This is a genomic window from Bradyrhizobium sp. BR2003 (assembly GCF_009720285.1).
Classification (GTDB): Bacteria; Pseudomonadota; Alphaproteobacteria; order Rhizobiales; family Xanthobacteraceae; genus Bradyrhizobium; species Bradyrhizobium elkanii.
The window spans coordinates 92,510-110,332 of sequence record NZ_SMYJ01000028.1; the positions used below are offsets into that span (position 1 = coordinate 92,510).

16 protein-coding genes are annotated in these 17,823 nt (G+C 65.7%); 12 read left to right on the forward strand and 4 right to left on the reverse strand.

Going from position 1 to position 17,823, the window contains the following annotated elements; translation table 11 throughout:
• The first annotated feature begins 36 nt into the window (after positions 1 to 36).
• Complete coding sequence (locus E2I15_RS22820) at positions 37 to 1,491, forward strand: GH1 family beta-glucosidase (RefSeq protein WP_137477983.1); 1,455 nt, start codon at positions 37 to 39, stop codon at positions 1,489 to 1,491.
• Position 1,492: 1 nt separating this feature from the next.
• Here E2I15_RS22820 and E2I15_RS22825 read toward each other — a convergent pair whose 3' ends face one another.
• The 3 genes from E2I15_RS22825 to E2I15_RS22835 all read right to left on the reverse strand — a co-directional run bounded on the left by E2I15_RS22825 (position 1,493) and on the right by E2I15_RS22835 (position 4,711).
• Entirely contained in the window at positions 1,493 to 2,560 is a 1,068-nt protein-coding gene (locus tag E2I15_RS22825; protein WP_137478229.1) for a maleylacetate reductase, read from the reverse strand.
• Positions 2,561 to 2,647: 87 nt separating this feature from the next.
• Positions 2,648 to 4,141: a flavin-containing monooxygenase gene (locus E2I15_RS22830; protein WP_137477984.1), complete on the reverse strand. Its 1,494-nt coding sequence runs from the start codon at positions 4,139 to 4,141 to the stop codon at positions 2,648 to 2,650.
• A gap of 120 nt (positions 4,142 to 4,261) precedes the next feature.
• Positions 4,262 to 4,711 (reverse strand): cupin domain-containing protein, encoded by a 450-nt coding sequence (locus E2I15_RS22835; RefSeq protein ID WP_137477985.1) that lies wholly within the window; start codon positions 4,709 to 4,711, stop codon positions 4,262 to 4,264.
• A 263-nt stretch (positions 4,712 to 4,974) separates the two neighbouring features.
• Between E2I15_RS22835 and E2I15_RS22840 the strand changes: the two genes are divergently transcribed.
• From E2I15_RS22840 to E2I15_RS22855, 4 genes are all read left to right on the forward strand, one after another.
• Complete coding sequence (locus E2I15_RS22840) at positions 4,975 to 5,997, forward strand: AraC family transcriptional regulator (protein WP_170991454.1); 1,023 nt, start codon at positions 4,975 to 4,977, stop codon at positions 5,995 to 5,997.
• A gap of 97 nt (positions 5,998 to 6,094) precedes the next feature.
• Positions 6,095 to 6,961 carry a S1C family serine protease gene (locus E2I15_RS22845; protein ID WP_137477986.1) on the forward strand — a complete coding sequence of 289 codons (867 nt, stop codon included), beginning with the start codon at positions 6,095 to 6,097 and terminating at the stop codon, positions 6,959 to 6,961.
• Positions 6,958 to 7,332 carry a response regulator transcription factor gene (locus E2I15_RS22850; RefSeq protein ID WP_069279495.1) on the forward strand — a complete coding sequence of 125 codons (375 nt, stop codon included), beginning with the start codon at positions 6,958 to 6,960 and terminating at the stop codon, positions 7,330 to 7,332. Before E2I15_RS22845 ends, E2I15_RS22850 begins: the two co-directional genes overlap by 4 nt.
• A 331-nt stretch (positions 7,333 to 7,663) precedes the next feature.
• Entirely contained in the window at positions 7,664 to 7,876 is a 213-nt protein-coding gene (locus E2I15_RS22855; RefSeq protein WP_137477987.1) for a hypothetical protein, read from the forward strand.
• A 139-nt stretch (positions 7,877 to 8,015) separates the two neighbouring features.
• On the opposite strand, the gene E2I15_RS22860 is transcribed toward E2I15_RS22855, so the two are convergent.
• Entirely contained in the window at positions 8,016 to 8,366 is a 351-nt protein-coding gene (locus tag E2I15_RS22860) for a hypothetical protein (RefSeq protein WP_137477988.1), read from the reverse strand.
• A gap of 287 nt (positions 8,367 to 8,653) precedes the next feature.
• Here E2I15_RS22860 and E2I15_RS22865 point away from each other — a divergent pair, with 287 nt between their 5' ends.
• The 7 genes from E2I15_RS22865 (at position 8,654) to E2I15_RS22895 (ending at position 17,725) form a co-directional block, all read left to right on the forward strand.
• Complete coding sequence (locus tag E2I15_RS22865; RefSeq protein WP_137477989.1) at positions 8,654 to 9,763, forward strand: mandelate racemase/muconate lactonizing enzyme family protein; 1,110 nt, start codon at positions 8,654 to 8,656, stop codon at positions 9,761 to 9,763.
• 219 nt (positions 9,764 to 9,982) lie between these two features.
• On the forward strand, positions 9,983 to 11,401 hold the full coding sequence (locus E2I15_RS22870) for a M20 family metallopeptidase (protein WP_137477990.1): 1,419 nt from the start codon (positions 9,983 to 9,985) through the stop codon (positions 11,399 to 11,401).
• A gap of 472 nt (positions 11,402 to 11,873) precedes the next feature.
• Positions 11,874 to 13,664, forward strand: a complete 1,791-nt coding sequence (locus E2I15_RS22875) for a peptide ABC transporter substrate-binding protein (protein ID WP_137477991.1) — start codon at positions 11,874 to 11,876, stop codon at positions 13,662 to 13,664.
• A gap of 279 nt (positions 13,665 to 13,943) precedes the next feature.
• The gene (locus E2I15_RS22880) at positions 13,944 to 14,900 is read left to right on the forward strand and encodes an ABC transporter permease (protein ID WP_016842735.1); all 957 of its coding nucleotides are present in this window, start codon (positions 13,944 to 13,946) and stop codon (positions 14,898 to 14,900) included.
• Complete coding sequence (locus tag E2I15_RS22885; RefSeq protein WP_028334911.1) at positions 14,866 to 15,783, forward strand: ABC transporter permease; 918 nt, start codon at positions 14,866 to 14,868, stop codon at positions 15,781 to 15,783. The genes E2I15_RS22880 and E2I15_RS22885 overlap by 35 nt, the downstream gene beginning before the upstream one ends.
• Positions 15,780 to 16,760 (forward strand): ABC transporter ATP-binding protein, encoded by a 981-nt coding sequence (locus E2I15_RS22890; protein WP_137478231.1) that lies wholly within the window; start codon positions 15,780 to 15,782, stop codon positions 16,758 to 16,760. The genes E2I15_RS22885 and E2I15_RS22890 overlap by 4 nt, the downstream gene beginning before the upstream one ends.
• Positions 16,757 to 17,725, forward strand: coding sequence for an ABC transporter ATP-binding protein (locus tag E2I15_RS22895; RefSeq protein WP_137477992.1), 969 nt, complete (start codon positions 16,757 to 16,759; stop codon positions 17,723 to 17,725). Before E2I15_RS22890 ends, E2I15_RS22895 begins: the two co-directional genes overlap by 4 nt.
• Positions 17,726 to 17,823: the final 98 nt, after the last annotated feature.

Consider the following 17,823-nt stretch of genomic DNA (forward strand, 5'->3'; position numbering starts at 1 on the left):
GCATTCCAGCGGCAACGCCCGCGACGGGAGACAACAATGTTCGGAAAGTTCTCGCGCCGGCAGTTTGCGGGCCTCGCTGGCCTCTCGGCGCTCGGTTTGACCGGCCCTGCCGAGGCTGCAAACCGTGCGTCGCGGCCGGACGGCACGAACTTTCCCACGGGCTTCGTCTGGGGCACCGCGACCTCGTCCTACCAGATCGAGGGCGCGGTCAATGAGGACGGCCGCGGCCCATCGATCTGGGACACATTCACCCATACATCGGGCAAGATCGAGGACGGCTCGACCGGCGACCGCGCCAACGACCACTATCACCGCTACAAGGAGGATGTCCGCCTCATCAAGGAGCTCGGCGCCAAGGCCTATCGCTTCTCGATCGCCTGGCCGCGGGTGTTTCCCGACGGCACCGGCGCGCCGAACCCGAAGGGCCTCGACTTCTACAACCGCCTGGTCGACGAGCTGCTGGCGAACGGCATCGAGCCCTACGCCACGCTCTATCACTGGGACCTGCCGCAGGCGCTGCAGGACCGCGTCGGCGGCTGGCGCTCGCGCGACACCTCGAAGGCATTCGGCGACTATGCCGGCTATGTGGCGCAGCGACTGACGGACCGCGTGAAGAACGTGTTCACCCTCAACGAGGTCGGGCGTTTCCTGCCGTTCGGCTATGCGCTCGGCGTCGACGCCCCGGGGCTGAAGCTGCCGGCGGGCGAGGTGAACCAGGCGCGCCACCACGTCGCGCTGGCGCATGGCCTTGCGGTGCAGGCGATCCGCGCCAAAGGCCGTGCCGGCACGCGGGTCGGGCCGGCCGAAAACATCACCGCCTGCGTTCCCGCCTTCAACACGCCGGAGAACATCCGCGCCACCGAGATCGCGACCCGCGAGCTCAACGCAGGTTTTCTCGGCGTCGTCCTCGAAGGCAAGTACACCGAAGGCTTCCTGCAATATGCCGGCGCGGATGCGCCGAAATTCACCGCGGACGAGCTGAAGATCATCTCGCAGCCCAATGATTTCGTCGGGCTGAACATCTACGCGCCGCAATGCTACATCCTTGCGACGGACCATGCCCCCGGCTGGAAGCCGCTGCCGATGCCGGCTTCCTTCCCGCATATGAGCTCGGAATGGCTGCGGATCGCACCGGAGACGATCTATTGGGCGCCGCGGATCGCCGCCAAGCTGTGGAACATCAAGAGCATCTACATCAGCGAGAACGGCACGTCCGGCGAGGACAAAGTGCACCCGGACGGGCAGATCTACGACCTCGACCGCATCATGTTCCTGCGCAACTACCTCGCGCAATTGCAGCGCGCGACCGCCGACGGGGTCCCGGTCCACGGCTATTTCCTGTGGAGCCTGATGGATAATTTCGAATGGATCTTCGGCTACGAGAAGCGCTTCGGCCTCTACCGGGTGGATTTCGAGACCCAGGCCCGGGTGCCGAAATTGAGCGCGGCGTTCTATCGCGACGTGATCGCGCGCAACGCGATCGGCGTCTGATCTATCCAGCCTGCGGCCGCGCGCCGGACCACGCGCGCTTCAGCAGGTCGCGGATGCCGCTCTCCTCGATCGGCCGCGGATTCCAGTAAGGATTTTTGGTGGCGAGCGCGGCCGCCTTTGCGATGCCGTCTTCGGGCATGCCGATCTCGGCGAGCGAGTGCGGCGCGCCGAGCCTTGCCGACAGATCGAACAGGCCATCGGCAGCGTCAGCCGCTCCAAGCGCCCTCGCCGCGCGGCTGACTGAATCGCGCGCGGCCGGCGTGTTGTAGGCGATGGTGTGCGGCAGCAGCACCGCATGGGTCTCGGCATGCGGCAGGTCGAACAGCGCGCCGACGGTGTGGCAGAGCTTGTGATGCAGCGCCATGCCGACGGTGCCGAGACAGACCGCGCACAGCCACGCGCCATAGAGCGCGTCCGAGCGTGCCTCGACATCGCGCGGCCGCGCGATCACGTCGGGGAGCGACGAGGCAAGCGTCGCGATCGCCTCTTCCGCCATCAGTGAAGTGATCGGGTTGCCGTCCCGCGCGTACAGCGCCTCGGCCGCATGCGCGATGGCGTTGAGGCCGGAGATCGCCGAGAATTTCGCCGGCATCGAGACGGTCAGGTTGACGTCGTAGATCACGGCCTCGGGCAGGATCTTCGGCGACGATTGCGTGGTCTTGACGCCGTCGACGGTCTCGCCGAGCACCGGCGTCATCTCGGAGCCGGCATAGCTCGTCGGCACGATCAGTTGCGGCAGGTCGGTGCGCAGCGCAATCGCCTTGCTGAGGCCGGTCGCGGCGCCGGCGCCGATCGCAACCACGCCGTCCGGCTTGAGCGCGCGGACGATCTCCATCGCACGTTCGGTCATCGCGACCGGCGTGTGCACCACCGCGCCGTCGAACAATCCGGCCACACGGCCGCCGGTCAGCTCAGAGAGATCGCCGAGCTCGGCCTGCTGCCGCCGGCTCGCCAGCACCAGCGCGCGGTTGACGCCGAGCTGGTCGAGCTCGGCCGCCAGCTGCGCGACCGTGCCGACCCCGAACACGACCCGCATCGGGCTGACCTGGTAGGTGAACGGCTGTGGCATCATGCTTCCCTCGATGTCGCCGGCCTGCCGGCGGCGGACAACGAAGGTGTTTCGGCTACCTCCTCGGTCCAGTCAACCGTGACGTTCTCATGCCACCGCCCTGTACTCCGGCGCGGTCGCGAGGAAGCGGGCATAGGCGTCCGCGTCCGGCGGCGTGAACTTTTCGACCAGCGGGTTGCGGCGCGACGCCTTGGTGCCGATGTCCGCCAGCAACTCGTCGAAATGCTTGAAATGGTAGGGCGCGACGCACAGCCCGCCATAGACGCCCGCTGCCGGACGCTCGACGCGCCGGAAGTTCAGCATCATCGCGATGTTGCTATTCATCTCGGCCGCGCTCGGCTGCCGCGCCAGCTGGCCGTCGGCGTAGCGTACCAGCCAGTTCGCGGCGAGATCCGCGCACAGCACGGTGCAGAAGCTCGAATTGAAGCCGACAAAGCCCATGTCGGGCAGATCGGGATTGGCGATCAGCCGGTAGAGCCGGTACTGCCCGTCGGGCTCGACCAGCTTGTTCTGATACTCCTCGGGCAGGAACGGCACGCCGAGCTTGTAGCCGATCGCGAGCACGGCGATGTCGGCCGCGACGCGCTGGCCGCCGCTCATCACGATGGTCTTGCCGTCGTAATGGTCGAAAGTGCCGCGCACCGCCTTGATCCGGCCGTCGGCGACCATCGGATAGAAGCCGGGTGTTGCGATCGGCACCGAGCAATTGACGCCGTCCTCGATCCGCTCCTTCGGCACCATGCCGCATTGCTTCAGCTTGAGCTGCATCTTCAGCATGCTCTCGAGCCCACGCCAGTTCGCCCAGACGAACGGCTTTGCCACGACATGCGCGAGGCGTGCCATCGGGCCGATGCCCCAGCTCGCAAACATCTGCTCCTGGGCGCGGATGTACAGGATGCGCTTGAAGTTGACGAGGCCGCCGACGAAATAGGGAATCCGCCAGACCGGCTCGCGAAACACGATGGTGACTTCGCTGGCGCCGGAATTGACCGCATTCACCGCGATGTCGGTCGCCGATTTGGAGCCGCCGAGCACGACCACCTTGCGGCCCTTGGCGAGCGTTGGATCGCTGTATTGCGATGAATGCAGGATCTGCCCGCCCTGCGCCTTGAAGCCGTCCTCGCCGGCCAGCGGCAGGGTCTGCGGCTCGTTGAACTGCCCGGTGCAGACCGCGACGAAGTCGAAATCCTCGTGGCCGGTGGCGCCGTCGGTCGAGCGCAGCGCCAGCGTCCAGCCCGGCCTGCCGTCGGCACGGCGCTTCATGCCTTCGACCTTGGTGTCGAACCGCATCGCGCCGTCGAGCCCGTGGCTGCGGGCGTAGTCGCGCAAATAGGCATGGACCTGCGGACCCTTCGGCCATTCCGGATAGGACTCCGGCATCGCCTTGTCCGTGTAGCGATAAAGCTCCTTCGGGCTCTGGGTCTGGACGTCGGGATAGGAGCGCGCCGGCTCCCAAACCCCGCCGAGATCGCCGCTGCGCTCGATGATGGTCACCTTGTGGCCGCGACCGGCAAAGGCCTTGCCGGCGGCGAGCCCGGAAATGCCCGCGCCGATGACGCACACATTCTTCTGCTTGACCATGAAACCGCTCCGAATTGAATGAACAGGTCCAATTTCGTTAAGCGCACGCGTCCCCGTCATCGCCGGAGTCCAGCTCCGGCGATTGCCGCTTCGCCTGCGTATTGTCTGTTTGGCCGCCGGCTAGTCGTTGGCTTCCGGCGGCAGAAAATCCACCTCGTGCTCGGCGGAGATACGTACTACCTCGACGGGGTCCTGCAGATTGTGCAGCTTGTCGAACAGCGCCTCGAGCTTCTGCATCGGCGAGACCCAGAACAGCGCCCGCGCCGGCTTGTCCGACTTGTTGAAATAGCCGTGCGGGATGCCGCGCGGCATGCGCACGAGGTCGCCGGCCTTGGCCTGCACCCAGACGCCGTCGAGCTTGAGGTCGAGCACGCCTTCCTGCACCAGGATGAACTCGTCCTGGGTCGGGTGGATGTGCACCGGCACGAACTGGCCGGGATCGCTGTTGGTCTCGAACGCGAAGGTCGAGTCGGTGACCGCCTTCGGATAGTAGACTTGGCCCAGGATATTCCAGGTTTTGCCGCCGTAGCCGGTGCCGCTTCGGGTAATGCCTTTTTCGAGCGTGCCCATGTCAGCCTCTCCAGTTTTGATGCGCATTGCCGGCACGGAGCCTGTCGCCGGCCGGTGAGGCTGTCTAGCCGATAAACGAATCCGCACCCGGCACGTTCATGCTGCAATGCGGGAGCGCGGCGCCGAGCGGCGTCCGCCCAATGCCGCCGCATTCGCCTGCGCTCAGATCGGGCAGATTGCACGACGAAACGGCGTTCCCCTTTGCCGCGGGATGCTCTAGGCTGCACGATGTTTTAGACCTCAAACAACTCCGGACGGCCGGCGTGACTGCTGTTGGCAACGAGGTTTCGGCAAGAGCAAGTTCGGCAAGGCTCAGGGATTTCGCGCGCGTGGCGACGGCGCGCGTCGATGATGCGGCGGAAGCGATCGGCCGCATCTTCTGCCCGCACGATCTGACGCCGGTCGATCATTCCGCGAGCGATTTCTCCGCGCATCACAATTGCGCCGGCTTCGACGGGTTCTCCGTCAACTATGTCGCCTATGGCGGATCGGTCGCGATCAATCCCGGCTGCCTCGACCGCTTCTTCCTGTTGCAGATGCCGCTGTCCGGCTCGGCTTCGGTGCGGACCGCCGCGCGCGAGCTCACCACCGGACCACGACACACCGCCTCGCTGCTGTCGCCGACCATTCCGACCGAAATGACCTGGCGCGGCGACTGCGCCCAGCTGATCTTGCTGCTCGACCGCAGGCTGGTCGAGCATCGCGCCGCGGCGCTTGGCGGCGTGGCGGTGAGGCAAGTCGAGTTCGATCCGGCCGTCGCGCTGAGCGGGCCGCTCGGGCAGACGCTCTCGGCCAGGATCGAGCATCTTGTCACGGCCGCCGAGCAGCTCGGGCCGCGCAAGACCTTGTCGGCGGTCGCGGCGGCCGATTGGCGCGAGTCGTTTCTCAATGTCCTGCTCAACGGGCAGCGGCACAACCTGAGTTCGGCGATCGATGTCTTCAACGGCCGCACTGAGGCCCAGCCGGCCGCCTTGAAACGCGTGCGCGCCTTTCTGGAGAGCCGGGCGACCGAGCCGCTGGACCTCGCCGAGCTTGCGGAGATCGCGGGCACCGGCATCCGCGCGCTGCAACTCGGCTTCCGCCGTCACTTCGGCACCACCGTGTCCGAGATGTTGCTCGACATCCGCCTCGCCCATCTCAACGCCCGCCTCAAGACGGCGCGGCCGGGCGAACGCATCGTCGATATTGCATTCGACCTCGGCTTTACCCATCTGAGCCGGATGGCGAGCGCCTACCGCGCCAAGTTCGGCGAGAGCCCGAAGGCGACCCTGCAGCGGCTGAGCTGAGCGGCAGTTCCGGGCGGTCCGGCCACACCCTGCCCATCCGGCCAGTATCGCCGTCAGCCGCGACATCCCAGATTGAGGGAAGCCAACGGAGTTTCCCATGACCGAACCGAATATCCTGTCCTCGCTGTCGTCAGCCCTTGCGGAGACCATTGCGCGCGCTGCGCCCGCAATCGTCTCCGTGCATTCGTATCGCGCGCGCGCCTCCGGCTTTGTCTGGAAGGCGGGCCTTGTCGTCACCGCCGACGAAGCGCTGGCCGACGAGGGCGAGATCGAAGTCCAGTTTGCCGACGGCAGCCGCAGGCAGGCGACCATCGTCGGACGCGACCACACCACCGACATCGCGCTGCTGCGCGTCGACGGCGCCGCCGCCCCCGTCAAGCTGTCGACCGGGAGCCCCGCGCTGGGATCGCTCGCGGTGATCGTCGCCGCCGACCGCGGCGCGCCGACCGCGCGGCTCGGCATGGTCGCACTGTCGGGTCCGGCCTGGCGCAGCCTGCGCGGCGGCGAAATCGATGCACGGATCGAGCTCGACGTTCGGCTGCGGCACAGCCAGCAGGGCGGCCTCGCGCTGGACGCCGCGGGCGAGCCGTTCGGCATGGCCGTGCTCGGCCCGCGCCGCGTGCTGACGATCCCGGCTACGACCATCGAGCGGGTCGCCGGCCAGCTCGAGAAGAGCGGCCGCATCGCGCGCGGATATCTTGGCGTCGGCTTGCAGTCGGTCCGTCTCGACGACGGCCTCGGCGCGATGGTGATGAACGTCGACAAGGCCGGCCCCTCGGCCGCGGCCGGCATCCGGCAGGGCGACGTGATCATTGCCGTGAATGGCGAGAAGCTGTCCGGCGTGCGGGCGCTGTCGCGCGGCCTCGGACCGCAGAGCGTCGGCACGGTGGTCGAGCTTACCGTGCATCGCGGCGGCGAGCCGCTGAACTTCAAGGTGACGGTCGGCGAGAGGCCCGAGACGTGAGCGGCGAGCCGGCCAACGAGATCGTCATCGCGCTCGAGGTCGACGACGCCGTCCTCGCCGACCGGCTGGCGACCCTGCTCGGCAGCGTCGCCGGCCTGCGGCTCGCCGCGCCGGGCGAACAGGCCACGGCAGCGGTCGTCGCACGCAACCGCGAGGCCGCGGGGGCCGGCGACTTCGAGCTGACGCCGCGCGAGCTCGACGTGCTGGCGCTGCTGGCCGAAGGCGCATCCAACAAGATGATCGCACAGCGGCTCGGAATTTCCGTCCACACCGCCAAGTTTCATGTCGGCTCGCTGCTCGACAAGCTCGACGCCACCGGCCGCACCGACGCCGTCGCCCACGCCGCGCGGCGCGGGGTGATCAATTTGTGAGGGGTGGGATGACTGTTGTAGTGACGCTGAGCTGAGATCTCTCCACCCGTCGTCCCTGCGAAAGCAGGGACCCATAGCCCCCGCATTTTGATCGTGAACGAGATCGTGGCCCCAGCGTCGCGCAACAATGCGCACGTGGGGTAATGGGCCTTCGCCAGGACGACGGCGAATCTTCATGAGCACTCGTCAGTTGCACGCAGCCACTGGACAGCGACCCCAAATCAGTGATTGGGAAAAATTCCGCCCCGCGGACACCCGACTCAGTATTCGACCGGATACAGGCGCCTTCACGATCTGGCTATGCAATCTTCAGCCAACAAGAAGAAACGGCATGAAGAAGCTGATCGATCGTCATCGGGACATTCAGTACACGCTCACGAACATCGAACCCGACCTCTGGGCCTGGTCGTTCGACATCAACGGCAAGACCAGGCAAGGCACGACGCGCGCGCGGCTCGACCTGCTGGCGCGGCGGCGCGTCTGCACGCTGATCGATCGCGAATTGAAACGCGCGGAACGTACCAGGCCCAGCGCGCCTGACTGATCACTCTTCTCGGTGAAAGTCCATCGGACGCGCCGCGCCGATGAGAAATGAAAACTCCCGCAGCGCCGGCTGCGGGAGTCGTTGGCATCGGTGGCCGCGGGGAGGTCCAACCACCGACGCCGACATTCGCCGATCCTTGTCAGGCTGTTTTGGCGAACATCGTCAGGACGCCGTCGGCGATGTTGATAGCGACGACCTGCGACGAAGTCAGGCCCTTGGCCTTGAGCGCGGAGACCGCCTGCGGCGTCGCGTCAATCGACTTCCGAAGCGACTGGATGTCGTCCTCCTTTGTCTTTGCAATGGCATCCTCGACCTTCGATCGCATCTCGGGCTTGAGGTCCTTGATGTCGACGACCTCAATGCTGCGGATGACATTGGACTGATCAGATGATTGCGGCGGCGCCTTGGGTTGTGCGCCTTGCGCTTGCACCAAGGCGGGCGTTCCGAGGGCGAGCACAGCAACAGTGACGAATGCAGTGAAATTGCGCATGGTCGGTTCCTTTCAGTTCAGCAAGCGATAAAACCTACGCGCGAAGTTTGGCTGGCGTCTGATTTTTCCGTGGCCATTCATTGGAGCCAATGCGACCGCAATGCGGGCGCTGAATCCCGTTCAGACGCAGCGCGCCGACGTCCAGCGCGTGTCACCGCTGCGCTGCCACGCGGTCATATGCCTTGCATCTCAGAAGACACGCCGATCGCTCAAGGCAGACATTCGCAGGCGCAAGGTTGCGGGCAGCCGGGGCTTCTGGGATCGTATGCCGCGCATTGCATACGTCCATGACAGGGAGTTCCGGCGTGGCCATCCTCAAGGACTTCAGCATCGGATTCTACAAGATCCCGCTCCCGGTGGTGCTGAGCGACAGCACGCATGGCGAGATCAAGGCGTTCGAGCTCGTCACGATCCGCGCCCGCGACGCCGACGGCGCGGAGGGCACTGGCTACACCTACACGGTCGGCCGCAATGGCGGCGCCGTCGCCGATCTCCTGCGCCGCGAAATTCCCGAGATCGCGCGCGGGATGGAGGCCGACGACACCGAGCAGCTTTGGCACAAAGTGTGGTGGGCGCTGCATTATGGCGGCCGCGGCGGGCCGACGGTGCTGGCGCTGTCCGCGCTCGACGTCGCGTTGTGGGACCTCAAGGCGCGCCGGGCATCGCTGCCGCTGTGGCAGCTGCTCGGCGGCTTCGACCGCCGCGTCCCCTGCTATGCCGGCGGCATCGATCTTGATCTGCCGCTCGATGGTTTGCTGAAGCAGACCGACGACAATCTGGCCAAGGGCTTTCGCGCCATCAAGATGAAGGTCGGCCGGCCGAGCCTTGCGTCCGACGTGGCGCGCGTGAAGGCGATGCGCGGCCATCTCGGCGACGAGTTTCCGCTGATGGCCGACGCCAACATGAAATGGACCGTCGAGGAGGCGATCCGCGCCGCGCGCGCCCTGCAACCGTTCGACCTGACCTGGCTCGAGGAGCCGACCATTCCGGACGACGTCGCAGGCCACGCCCGCATCCTGCAGGCCGGTGGCGTGCCGATCGCAACAGGCGAGAACCTGCGCAGCCTGTGGGAGTTCAAGCCCTATATCGCCGGCGGCGCGCTGTCCTATGCCGAGCCGGACGTCACCAATTGCGGCGGCGTGACCAGCTTCATGAAGATCGCCCGGCTCGCCGAGGCCTTCAATATTCCCGTCACCAGTCATGGCGCGCATGACATCACGGTGCATCTGCTGGCGGCGTGCCCGAACCGATCGTATCTCGAGGCGCACGGCTTCGGTCTCGATCGCTATATCGAGCATCCGCTGGTTCTGGAGCAGGGCATGGCGATCGCGCCGGATCGCCCCGGGCACGGCATCGCCTTCGACTGGAAAGGCCTCGAGCGGCTCAGCGCCGCCTGACGCAGAAATATTTCTGCACACCAAGACGTGACATTCGGAAAAGCAGGTCTGCCGCGGCGCGCTAGGCGGCGTCGCGGCAAGCTGCTAGCGTTTCGCGCTTCAGATTGCCCAAAGCGCGATGAGGTCATCGCGCTTTGGCTCATTGTCTGAGCATGATCTCTTCGGAAAACCGCTTCACACTTTTCCGGATCATGCTCTAGCGTTAAGGAACCGGAGCAAATGGACAACCGTAGTGACGTTTGGCGCGGCGTCGACGCGATCAAGCCGCGTTTCATCGAATTGAGCGACCGGGTCTGGGCGATGCCCGAGGTCTGCTACACCGAGGCGCGATCATCCGCCGAACATCTGGCCGAGCTGCGCCATCAGGGTTTTCGCATCATCGAGAATGTCGCCGACATCCCGACCGCGGTGATGGGCGAATGGGGTGAAGGCGGCCCGGTGATCGCCTTCCTCGGCGAATATGACGCCCTGCCCGGTCTCAGCCAGGAGTCCGGAATCGCCGAGCATCGCCCGGTCGAGAGCGGCGGCCACGGCCATGGCTGCGGCCATAATCTGCTCGGCTCCTCCGCGCTGCTCGCCGCGACCGCGGTGAAGGACTGGCTTGCGGCCAACAAGGTTCCGGGCCGCGTGCGCTATTACGGCTGTCCCGCCGAGGAAGGCGGCGCGGCGAAGGCCTTCATGGTGCGCTGTGGCGCGTTCGAGGACGCCGACATCGCCATCACCTGGCATCCGCACAGTTTTTGGGAGGTGGCGGTGACACCGTCGCTCGCCAATACCCGCGCAGACTTCATCTTCACCGGGCGCACCTCGCATGCGGCGGCCTCGCCGCATCTCGGCCGCAGCGCGCTCGATGCGGTGGAATTGATGAATGTCGGCGTCAACTACATGCGCGAGCACATGCCGAGCGACGCCCGCGTGCACTACGCGCTGCTGGACACCGGCGGCATCGCGCCCAACGTGGTGCAGGCCCATGCCCGCGTGCGTTATTCGATCCGCGCCCGCGACCTGCCCGGCATGAACGAGCTGGTCGAGCGCGTGCACAAGATCGCGCAGGGCGCGGCGCTGATGACCGAGACCAAGGTGGAGATGAAGATCATCTCCGCGGTCTCCAACATCCTGCCCAACACGCCGCTGGAACAGACGCTGCACCGGATCATGGAAGAGCTCGGGCCGCCGCATTTCGACGATGCCGACAAGGATTTCGCCGGCAAGATCCGCGCGACCCTGACCGACAAGGACATCGCCTCGGTCTATTACGCGATCGGCATGGAGCCGACCGACCGGCCGCTCGCCGATTTCCTGGTGCCGATCGACGCCAAGCGCAATCCGCTGATCGGCTCGACCGACGTCGGCGACGTCAGCTGGGTGGTGCCGACCGTGCAGGTTCATGCACCGACGGTTGCAATCGGCACGCCGTTCCACACCTGGCAGGTTGTGGCGCAGGGCAAGACGCCGGCCGCGCACAAGGCGATGGTGCAGGCGGCCAAGGCGATGGCCGGCCTCGGCGTCAAGGCGCTGATGGAGCCGGAACTGATCGCGGCCGCCAAGGCCGACCTCAAGAAGCGGACCGCAAGAACGCCCTATGTCAGTCCGCTGCCGGCGAATGTTGCACCGCCGTTGGATATGTCGATAGCCTGAAAGCCGCATTGAGAGCGGGCCGGACCTGCTGTCCGGGATCAAGCAATCGCATGTCCACATCGTGATGGCCGGGCTTGTTCCGGCCATCCACATCTTTCTCACGCGGAAACGGAGACGCGGATGCCCGGCACAAGGCCGGGCAGGACGAGTTTGGGGAGGGATCGGTCGCATATGCGATAGCTCGGCCTTCAGACGCGGACTCCGGCCTGCGTGGCAAAAAAGCATCTCGGAACAAAGGATAACGAACAAATTTTCCGCACTGCGAGGCGCGCCAGGGCGCGCTTTTGGCGCCGATCTGCTGAACCGATGTGCGGCGGGGGGAGGTTCTGCACAAGCGATAGCCAAAAGACCTAGGCACTGAAGGGCGGGAGGCGTTGACCTTCGCGATCATTCGGTGTGCCATCCTGCCGCCAACACGGCGGCCGGTTCCACGGCCCGCCGCAATAGCCAATTGAGCCGGACCGAGGGGACAATGTTCGACAAGAATCTGCGTGGCATGATCGACGATGTGAAGGACGGGCGGATGGATCGCCGCGCCTTCGTCAAGCGAATGATTGCCGTCGGCCTCACCGCGCCGATGGCCAACCAGATTCTTGCGATCGGCGGCGTCGCGATGGCGCAGAGCCCCAATCCCTACAAGCCGACCAAGCGCGGCGGCGGTGGTCCGCTGAAGCTGTTGTGGTGGCAGGGCCCGACCCTGCTCAATCCGCACTTCGCCACCGGCACCAAGGACCAGGACGGCTCGCGGCTGTTCTACGAACCGCTGGCAAGCTGGGACGTCGACGGCCATCTCAACCCGATCCTCGCCGCCGAAATCCCCTCGATCCAGAACGGCGGACTTTCCAAAGATGCCAAGACGGTGGTCTGGAAACTCAAGCCCGGCGTCAAATGGCACGACGGCAAACCCTTCACCGCCGACGACGTCGTGTTCAACTGGGAATATGCCACCGACCCCGCGACCGCGGCGGTCTCGAGCGGCACCTATTCCGGCATGACCGTGGAGAAGGTCGACGACCTCACGGTCCGCATCAAGTTCAAGGATCCGACGCCGTTCTGGGCCAACGCGTTCGTCGGCGCCTATGGCTGCATCATCCCGAAGCATCTGTTCGCCGAGTACAAGGGCAGCAAGTCGCGCGAGGCGCCGAACAACCTGAAGCCGGTCGGCACCAGCCCCTACAAATTCGTCGAGTTCAAGCCGGGCGATCTGGTGCGCGGCGAGATCAACCCCGATTACCACATGCCGAACCGGCCCTATTTCGACACGATCGAGATGAAGGGCGGCGGCGATGCGGTGTCGGCGGCGCGCGCGGTGATCCAGACCGGCGAATATGATTTCGCCTGGAACATCCAGGTCGAGGACGAGGTGCTGCTGCGGCTGGAAAAGGGCGGCAAGGGCAAGACGCTCTATGCCGTCGGCGGCGACATCGAATTCATCGCCATCAACTTCACCGACCCGAACACCGAGGTCGACGGCGAACGCTCGTCGATCAAGACCAAGCATCCGATCCTGTCGGACCCGGCGGTGCGCAAGGCGCTGGCGCTGCTGGTCGACCGCGATTCCGTCAAGAAGGCGATCTACGGCCGCGCCGGCCGCGCCACCGCCAATTATCTCAACGGCCCCGAGGAGTTCGTCTCCAAGAACACCAAATGGGAATTCTCGGTCGAGAAGGCGAGCGCGCTGCTCGAGCAGGCCGGCTGGAAGGCCGGTGCCGACGGCATCCGCGAGAAGGACGGCAAGAAGCTGAAGCTCCTGTACCAGACCTCGATCAACGGCCCGCGGCAGAAGACCCAGGCGATCGTCAAGCAGGCCTGCCAGAAGGCCGGCATCGACGTCGAGCTGAAGTCGGTGGTGGCCTCGGTGTTCTTCTCCTCCGACGTCGCCAACCCCGACACCTATTCCAAGTTCTATGCCGACATCGAGATGTTCCAGATCCCGATGACGCAGCCCGATCCCGCCCTGCACATGCGGCGCTACCACTCGCGCGAGCTGGCCACCAAGGAGAACAAGTGGCAGGGCCGCAACTTTCCGCGCTGGGTCAACAAGGATTTCGACGCTGCGGTCGATGCCGCCGATACCGAGACCGATCCGGTCAAGCGGGCCGAGCTCTACATCAAGTGCAACGATCTGATGTGGCAGGACACGGTGGTGATCCCGGTGATGCACCGCCTCGCGGTGGAAGCCTGCTCCAACACGGTGCGGCCCGCGCTCTCCGGCTGGGCCAACCAGACCGACAATCTGCAAGACTGGTATCGTGAAACCTGAGACACGGGCACAGGTTCGGTGCTTGAGTAGGTGCATCTTCTCCCTCCTCCCCGTTCTTACGGGGTCGAGACGAGCGGAGCTCGCTCTTGGAGGGTCGGGTGAGGGGCTCTATCCGCAAATGCGTTGGAAGGTGAGTTCGTGGAGAGTCCCCCTCACCCGGATTCAAGCTGTGCTTGAATTCCGACCTCACCCCGCACGCGGGGCGACGTGAAGCTCGCCTTTCGACTGGAAGCAAGGTCAACGTGCTCAAGGTGCGAGCGTTAGTTAGATGATCTCTCGATGAGTCAATATATCCTGCGTCGCCTGATGATCGCGATCCCGAGCCTGCTCGGGATTTCGCTCGTGCTGTTCGTGGTGCTGGCGCTCGCGCCGGGCGATCCGTTCAGCGAGCTCGCGACCAATCCGAACGTGCCGCCCGAGGTGCAGGCCGCGCTGCGCGCCAAGTTCGGCCTCGACGACCCGATCTATCTTCGCTACCTGCACTGGCTCGCGGCGATGGCGCAGGGCGACTGGGGCTTCTCCTTTGTCAGCCGGATCAATGTCGACACCCTGATCCTGCAGCGGCTGCCGACCACGCTCTACGTGATCGGCTCGGCCCAACTGCTGGCGCTGCTCATCGCGATCCCGGTCGGCGTCTATGCCGCCACCCGGCCCTACTCGATCTTCGACCAGCTCGCCAACACCTTCGCCTTCATCGGCTTCTCGCTGCCGACCTTCTTCACCGGCATCCTGTTCATCCTGGTGTTCTCGGTGAAGCTGGACTGGCTGCCCTTCGTCTACACCGACGTGCCGGGCAGCGGCATTCCCTGGCTGCTGGAGATGATCCGGCAGGCGATCATGCCGGTAATGGTGCTCGGTCTGTTCCAGGCGGCGTCGATGACCCGTTTCGTGCGCTCGGCGATGCTCGACGTGATCCGGCTCGACTATGTCACCACCGCCCGCGCCAAGGGGCTCGGGCAGGCCAAGGTGATCGTCAAGCATGTGATGCGCAACGCGATGATCCCGGTCGTCACGCTCATTGCGCTGCAAATGCCCGCCGTGTTCGGCGGCGCCATCGTCACCGAGCAGATCTTCCGGATTCCCGGCATCGGCTCGCTCCTAATTTCCTCCATCCTCGCCAATGACACGCCGGTCGTGATGGCCGTGACCTTCGTCTTCGCGTGTCTCGTGGTGCTGTTCAACCTGATCGCAGATGTCCTCTATGGCTGGCTTGACCCTCGCATCTCCTTCCGCTGAGCGGCGCGGCTATTCGCCCTGGCGCGAAACCTGGCGGCGCTACCGCCGGCACCGGCCGGCTGTGGTCAGCGCCGTGCTGCTGCTGCTTTTGATCGCGGCCGTCGTGATCGGCCCGTTCGTCTGGCGCGTCTCGATCAGCGACATGGACGTCGTGGCCGGCCTGCAGGGGCCATCGCTGGCGCATCCGTTCGGCACCGACGATCTCGGCCAGGACCTGCTCGCCCGCATGATCTATGGCGGGCGCATCTCGCTCGCGGTCGGCCTCGCCGCGATGCTGGTCTCGGTGTTCGTCGGCACGCTGATCGGCGCGCTCGCCGGCATGTCGCGCGGCGCGCTCGGCTACGCGCTGATGTGGCTGACCGATCTGTTCCTGTCGCTGCCGCAACTGCCGCTGCTGTTGATGCTGATCTATCTGTTCCGCGACGGGCTGAAGGCGATGTTCGGCCCGGAGGGCGGCATCTTCATCCTGATCGTGCTGGTGATCGGCGGCTTGCGCTGGATGCCGGTCGCGCGCCTGGTGCGCGCCCAGTTCCTGTCGCTGCGCGAGAAGGAGTTCGTCGAGGCGGCGCGCGCGCTCGGCGCGAGCCCGGTGCGCCAGGTGGTGCGCCACATCCTGCCCAATGCGCTGGGACCCGTGATCATCGCCGGCACGATCGACGTCGCCGCCGCCATCATCGCGGAATCGACGCTGTCGTTTCTCGGCCTCGGCTTCCCGCCGGATACGCCGACCTGGGGCCGCATCCTCTATGACGCCAAGGACTTCCTCGACATCGGCCCGCATTGGGCGCTGTTTCCGGGCGGCGCGATCTTCATCGCGGTGGTCGCCATCAACTTCATCGGCGACGGGCTGCGCGACGCGCTCGACGCGCGCAAGGTGATCTGATGGCGCTGCTCGACATCAAGGGCCTGAAAACCCATTTCACCACCGACGACGGCATCCTCCAGGCGGTCGACGGCGTCGACATCAGCATCAACCGCGGCGAGACGCTGTGCGTGGTCGGCGAATCCGGCTGCGGCAAGACCGTCACCGCGATGTCGATCCTGAAGCTGATCGCGATGCCGCCGGGCAAGATCGTCGAAGGCGAGATCATCTTCGAGGGTCGCGACCTGGTGCCGCTGACCAGTCATGAGCTCGACGACATCAGGGCCAAGGAGATCGGCTTCATCTTCCAGGAGCCGATGACCTCGCTCAATCCGGTGCTGACCATCGGCGAGCAGATCGCCGAGAGCCTGCGCCGCCACGAGGCGGTGACCAAGAAGCAGGCGCTCGAGCGCACCATCGAGATGCTGAAGCTGGTGCAGATCCCCAACGCCGCAGGCCGCGTGCATCATTATCCGCACCAGTTCTCGGGCGGCATGCGCCAGCGCGTGATGATCGCGATGGCGCTGGCGTGCCGCCCCAAGCTCGTGATCGCCGACGAGCCGACCACCGCGCTCGACGTCACCATTCAGGCACAGATCCTCGACCTGTTGCAGGACATGAAGGAACGCTTCGGTATGGCGGTGATGCTGATCACCCACGCGATGGGCGTGGTCGCCGAGACCGCGCAGCGCGTCGTCGTGATGTACGCCGGCAAGGTGGTGGAAGAGGCGCCGGTCGACGAACTGTTCGGCAATCCCGGCCACCCCTACACCCAGGGCCTGATCCGCTCGATCCCGCGCATCGATCTCGACGCCGAGCACAAGACGCGGCTGGAGGCGATCGGCGGCTCGGTGCCGATCCTGATCAACCCGCCGCCCGGCTGCCGTTTTGCCGCCCGCTGCAAATACGCCATGAGCATCTGTACCGAAAAGGAGCCGCGGCTGCGCGAGATCGCACCCGGCCATCGCATGGCTTGCCACCTCGGAGACGCGTCATGAGCGAGCCGCTGCTGCGGGTTTCCAATCTGAAGAAGCACTTTCCGGTGCTGGGCGGCCTGCTCTCGCGCGAGGTCGGCCAGGTCTACGCGGTCGACGGCGTGTCGTTCTCGGTCAACCGCGGCGAGACACTGGGGCTGGTCGGCGAATCCGGCTGCGGCAAATCCACCACCGGCCGCTGCGTGTTGCGGCTGATCGAGCCGACCTCGGGCGAAATCGTGTTCGACGGCCGGAGCGTGACCGGCCTCGGCGGCGGCGATCTGCGCGCCATGCGGCGCAACATGCAGCTCGTGTTCCAGGATCCGTTCGCCTCGCTCAACCCGCGCATGACCGTCGGCGCGATCCTCGGCGAGCCCTTCATCATCCACAATCTCGTGACCTCGGCCAGCGAGCGCGAGGACCGCGTCGCGAGCCTGTTGGTCAAGGTCGGGCTGAAGGCCGAACACATGCGGCGCTACCCGCACGAATTCTCCGGCGGCCAGCGCCAGCGCATCGCGATCGCACGCGCGCTGACCTTGGAGCCGAAGCTGATCGTGTGCGACGAGCCGGTCTCCGCGCTCGACGTCTCGATCCAGGCCCAGGTCATCAATTTGCTCGAGGATCTGCAGGCCGAGCTGAACCTCACCTATCTGTTCGTCGCCCACGATCTCTCTGTCGTGGAGCACATCTCCGACCGCGTCGCGGTGATGTATCTCGGCCGCATCGTCGAGCTCGCCAAGGCCAGCGATCTCTACCGCAATCCACAGCACCCTTACACCAAGGCGCTGCTCTCGGCGGTGCCGGTGCCGGATCCCAAGGCGAAGCGCGACCGCATCCGCCTGAAGGGCGACGTGCCGAGCCCGATGAATCCGCCCAAGGGCTGCCACTTCCACACCCGCTGCCCGATCGCCGAGGAGCGTTGCCGGCAGATCGCACCGGAACTGCTGGAAGGCAGGAACGGGCATTCCGTGGCGTGCCATCTGGCGTAGGTCGCGCGCCAGATGCGACAGCTAGCCGGCGCGGGAGCGCACCGCCAAAAATATCGAAAACAACCCCATGCAAAGTAGCCGGCGGCTGCGGGCGTCCG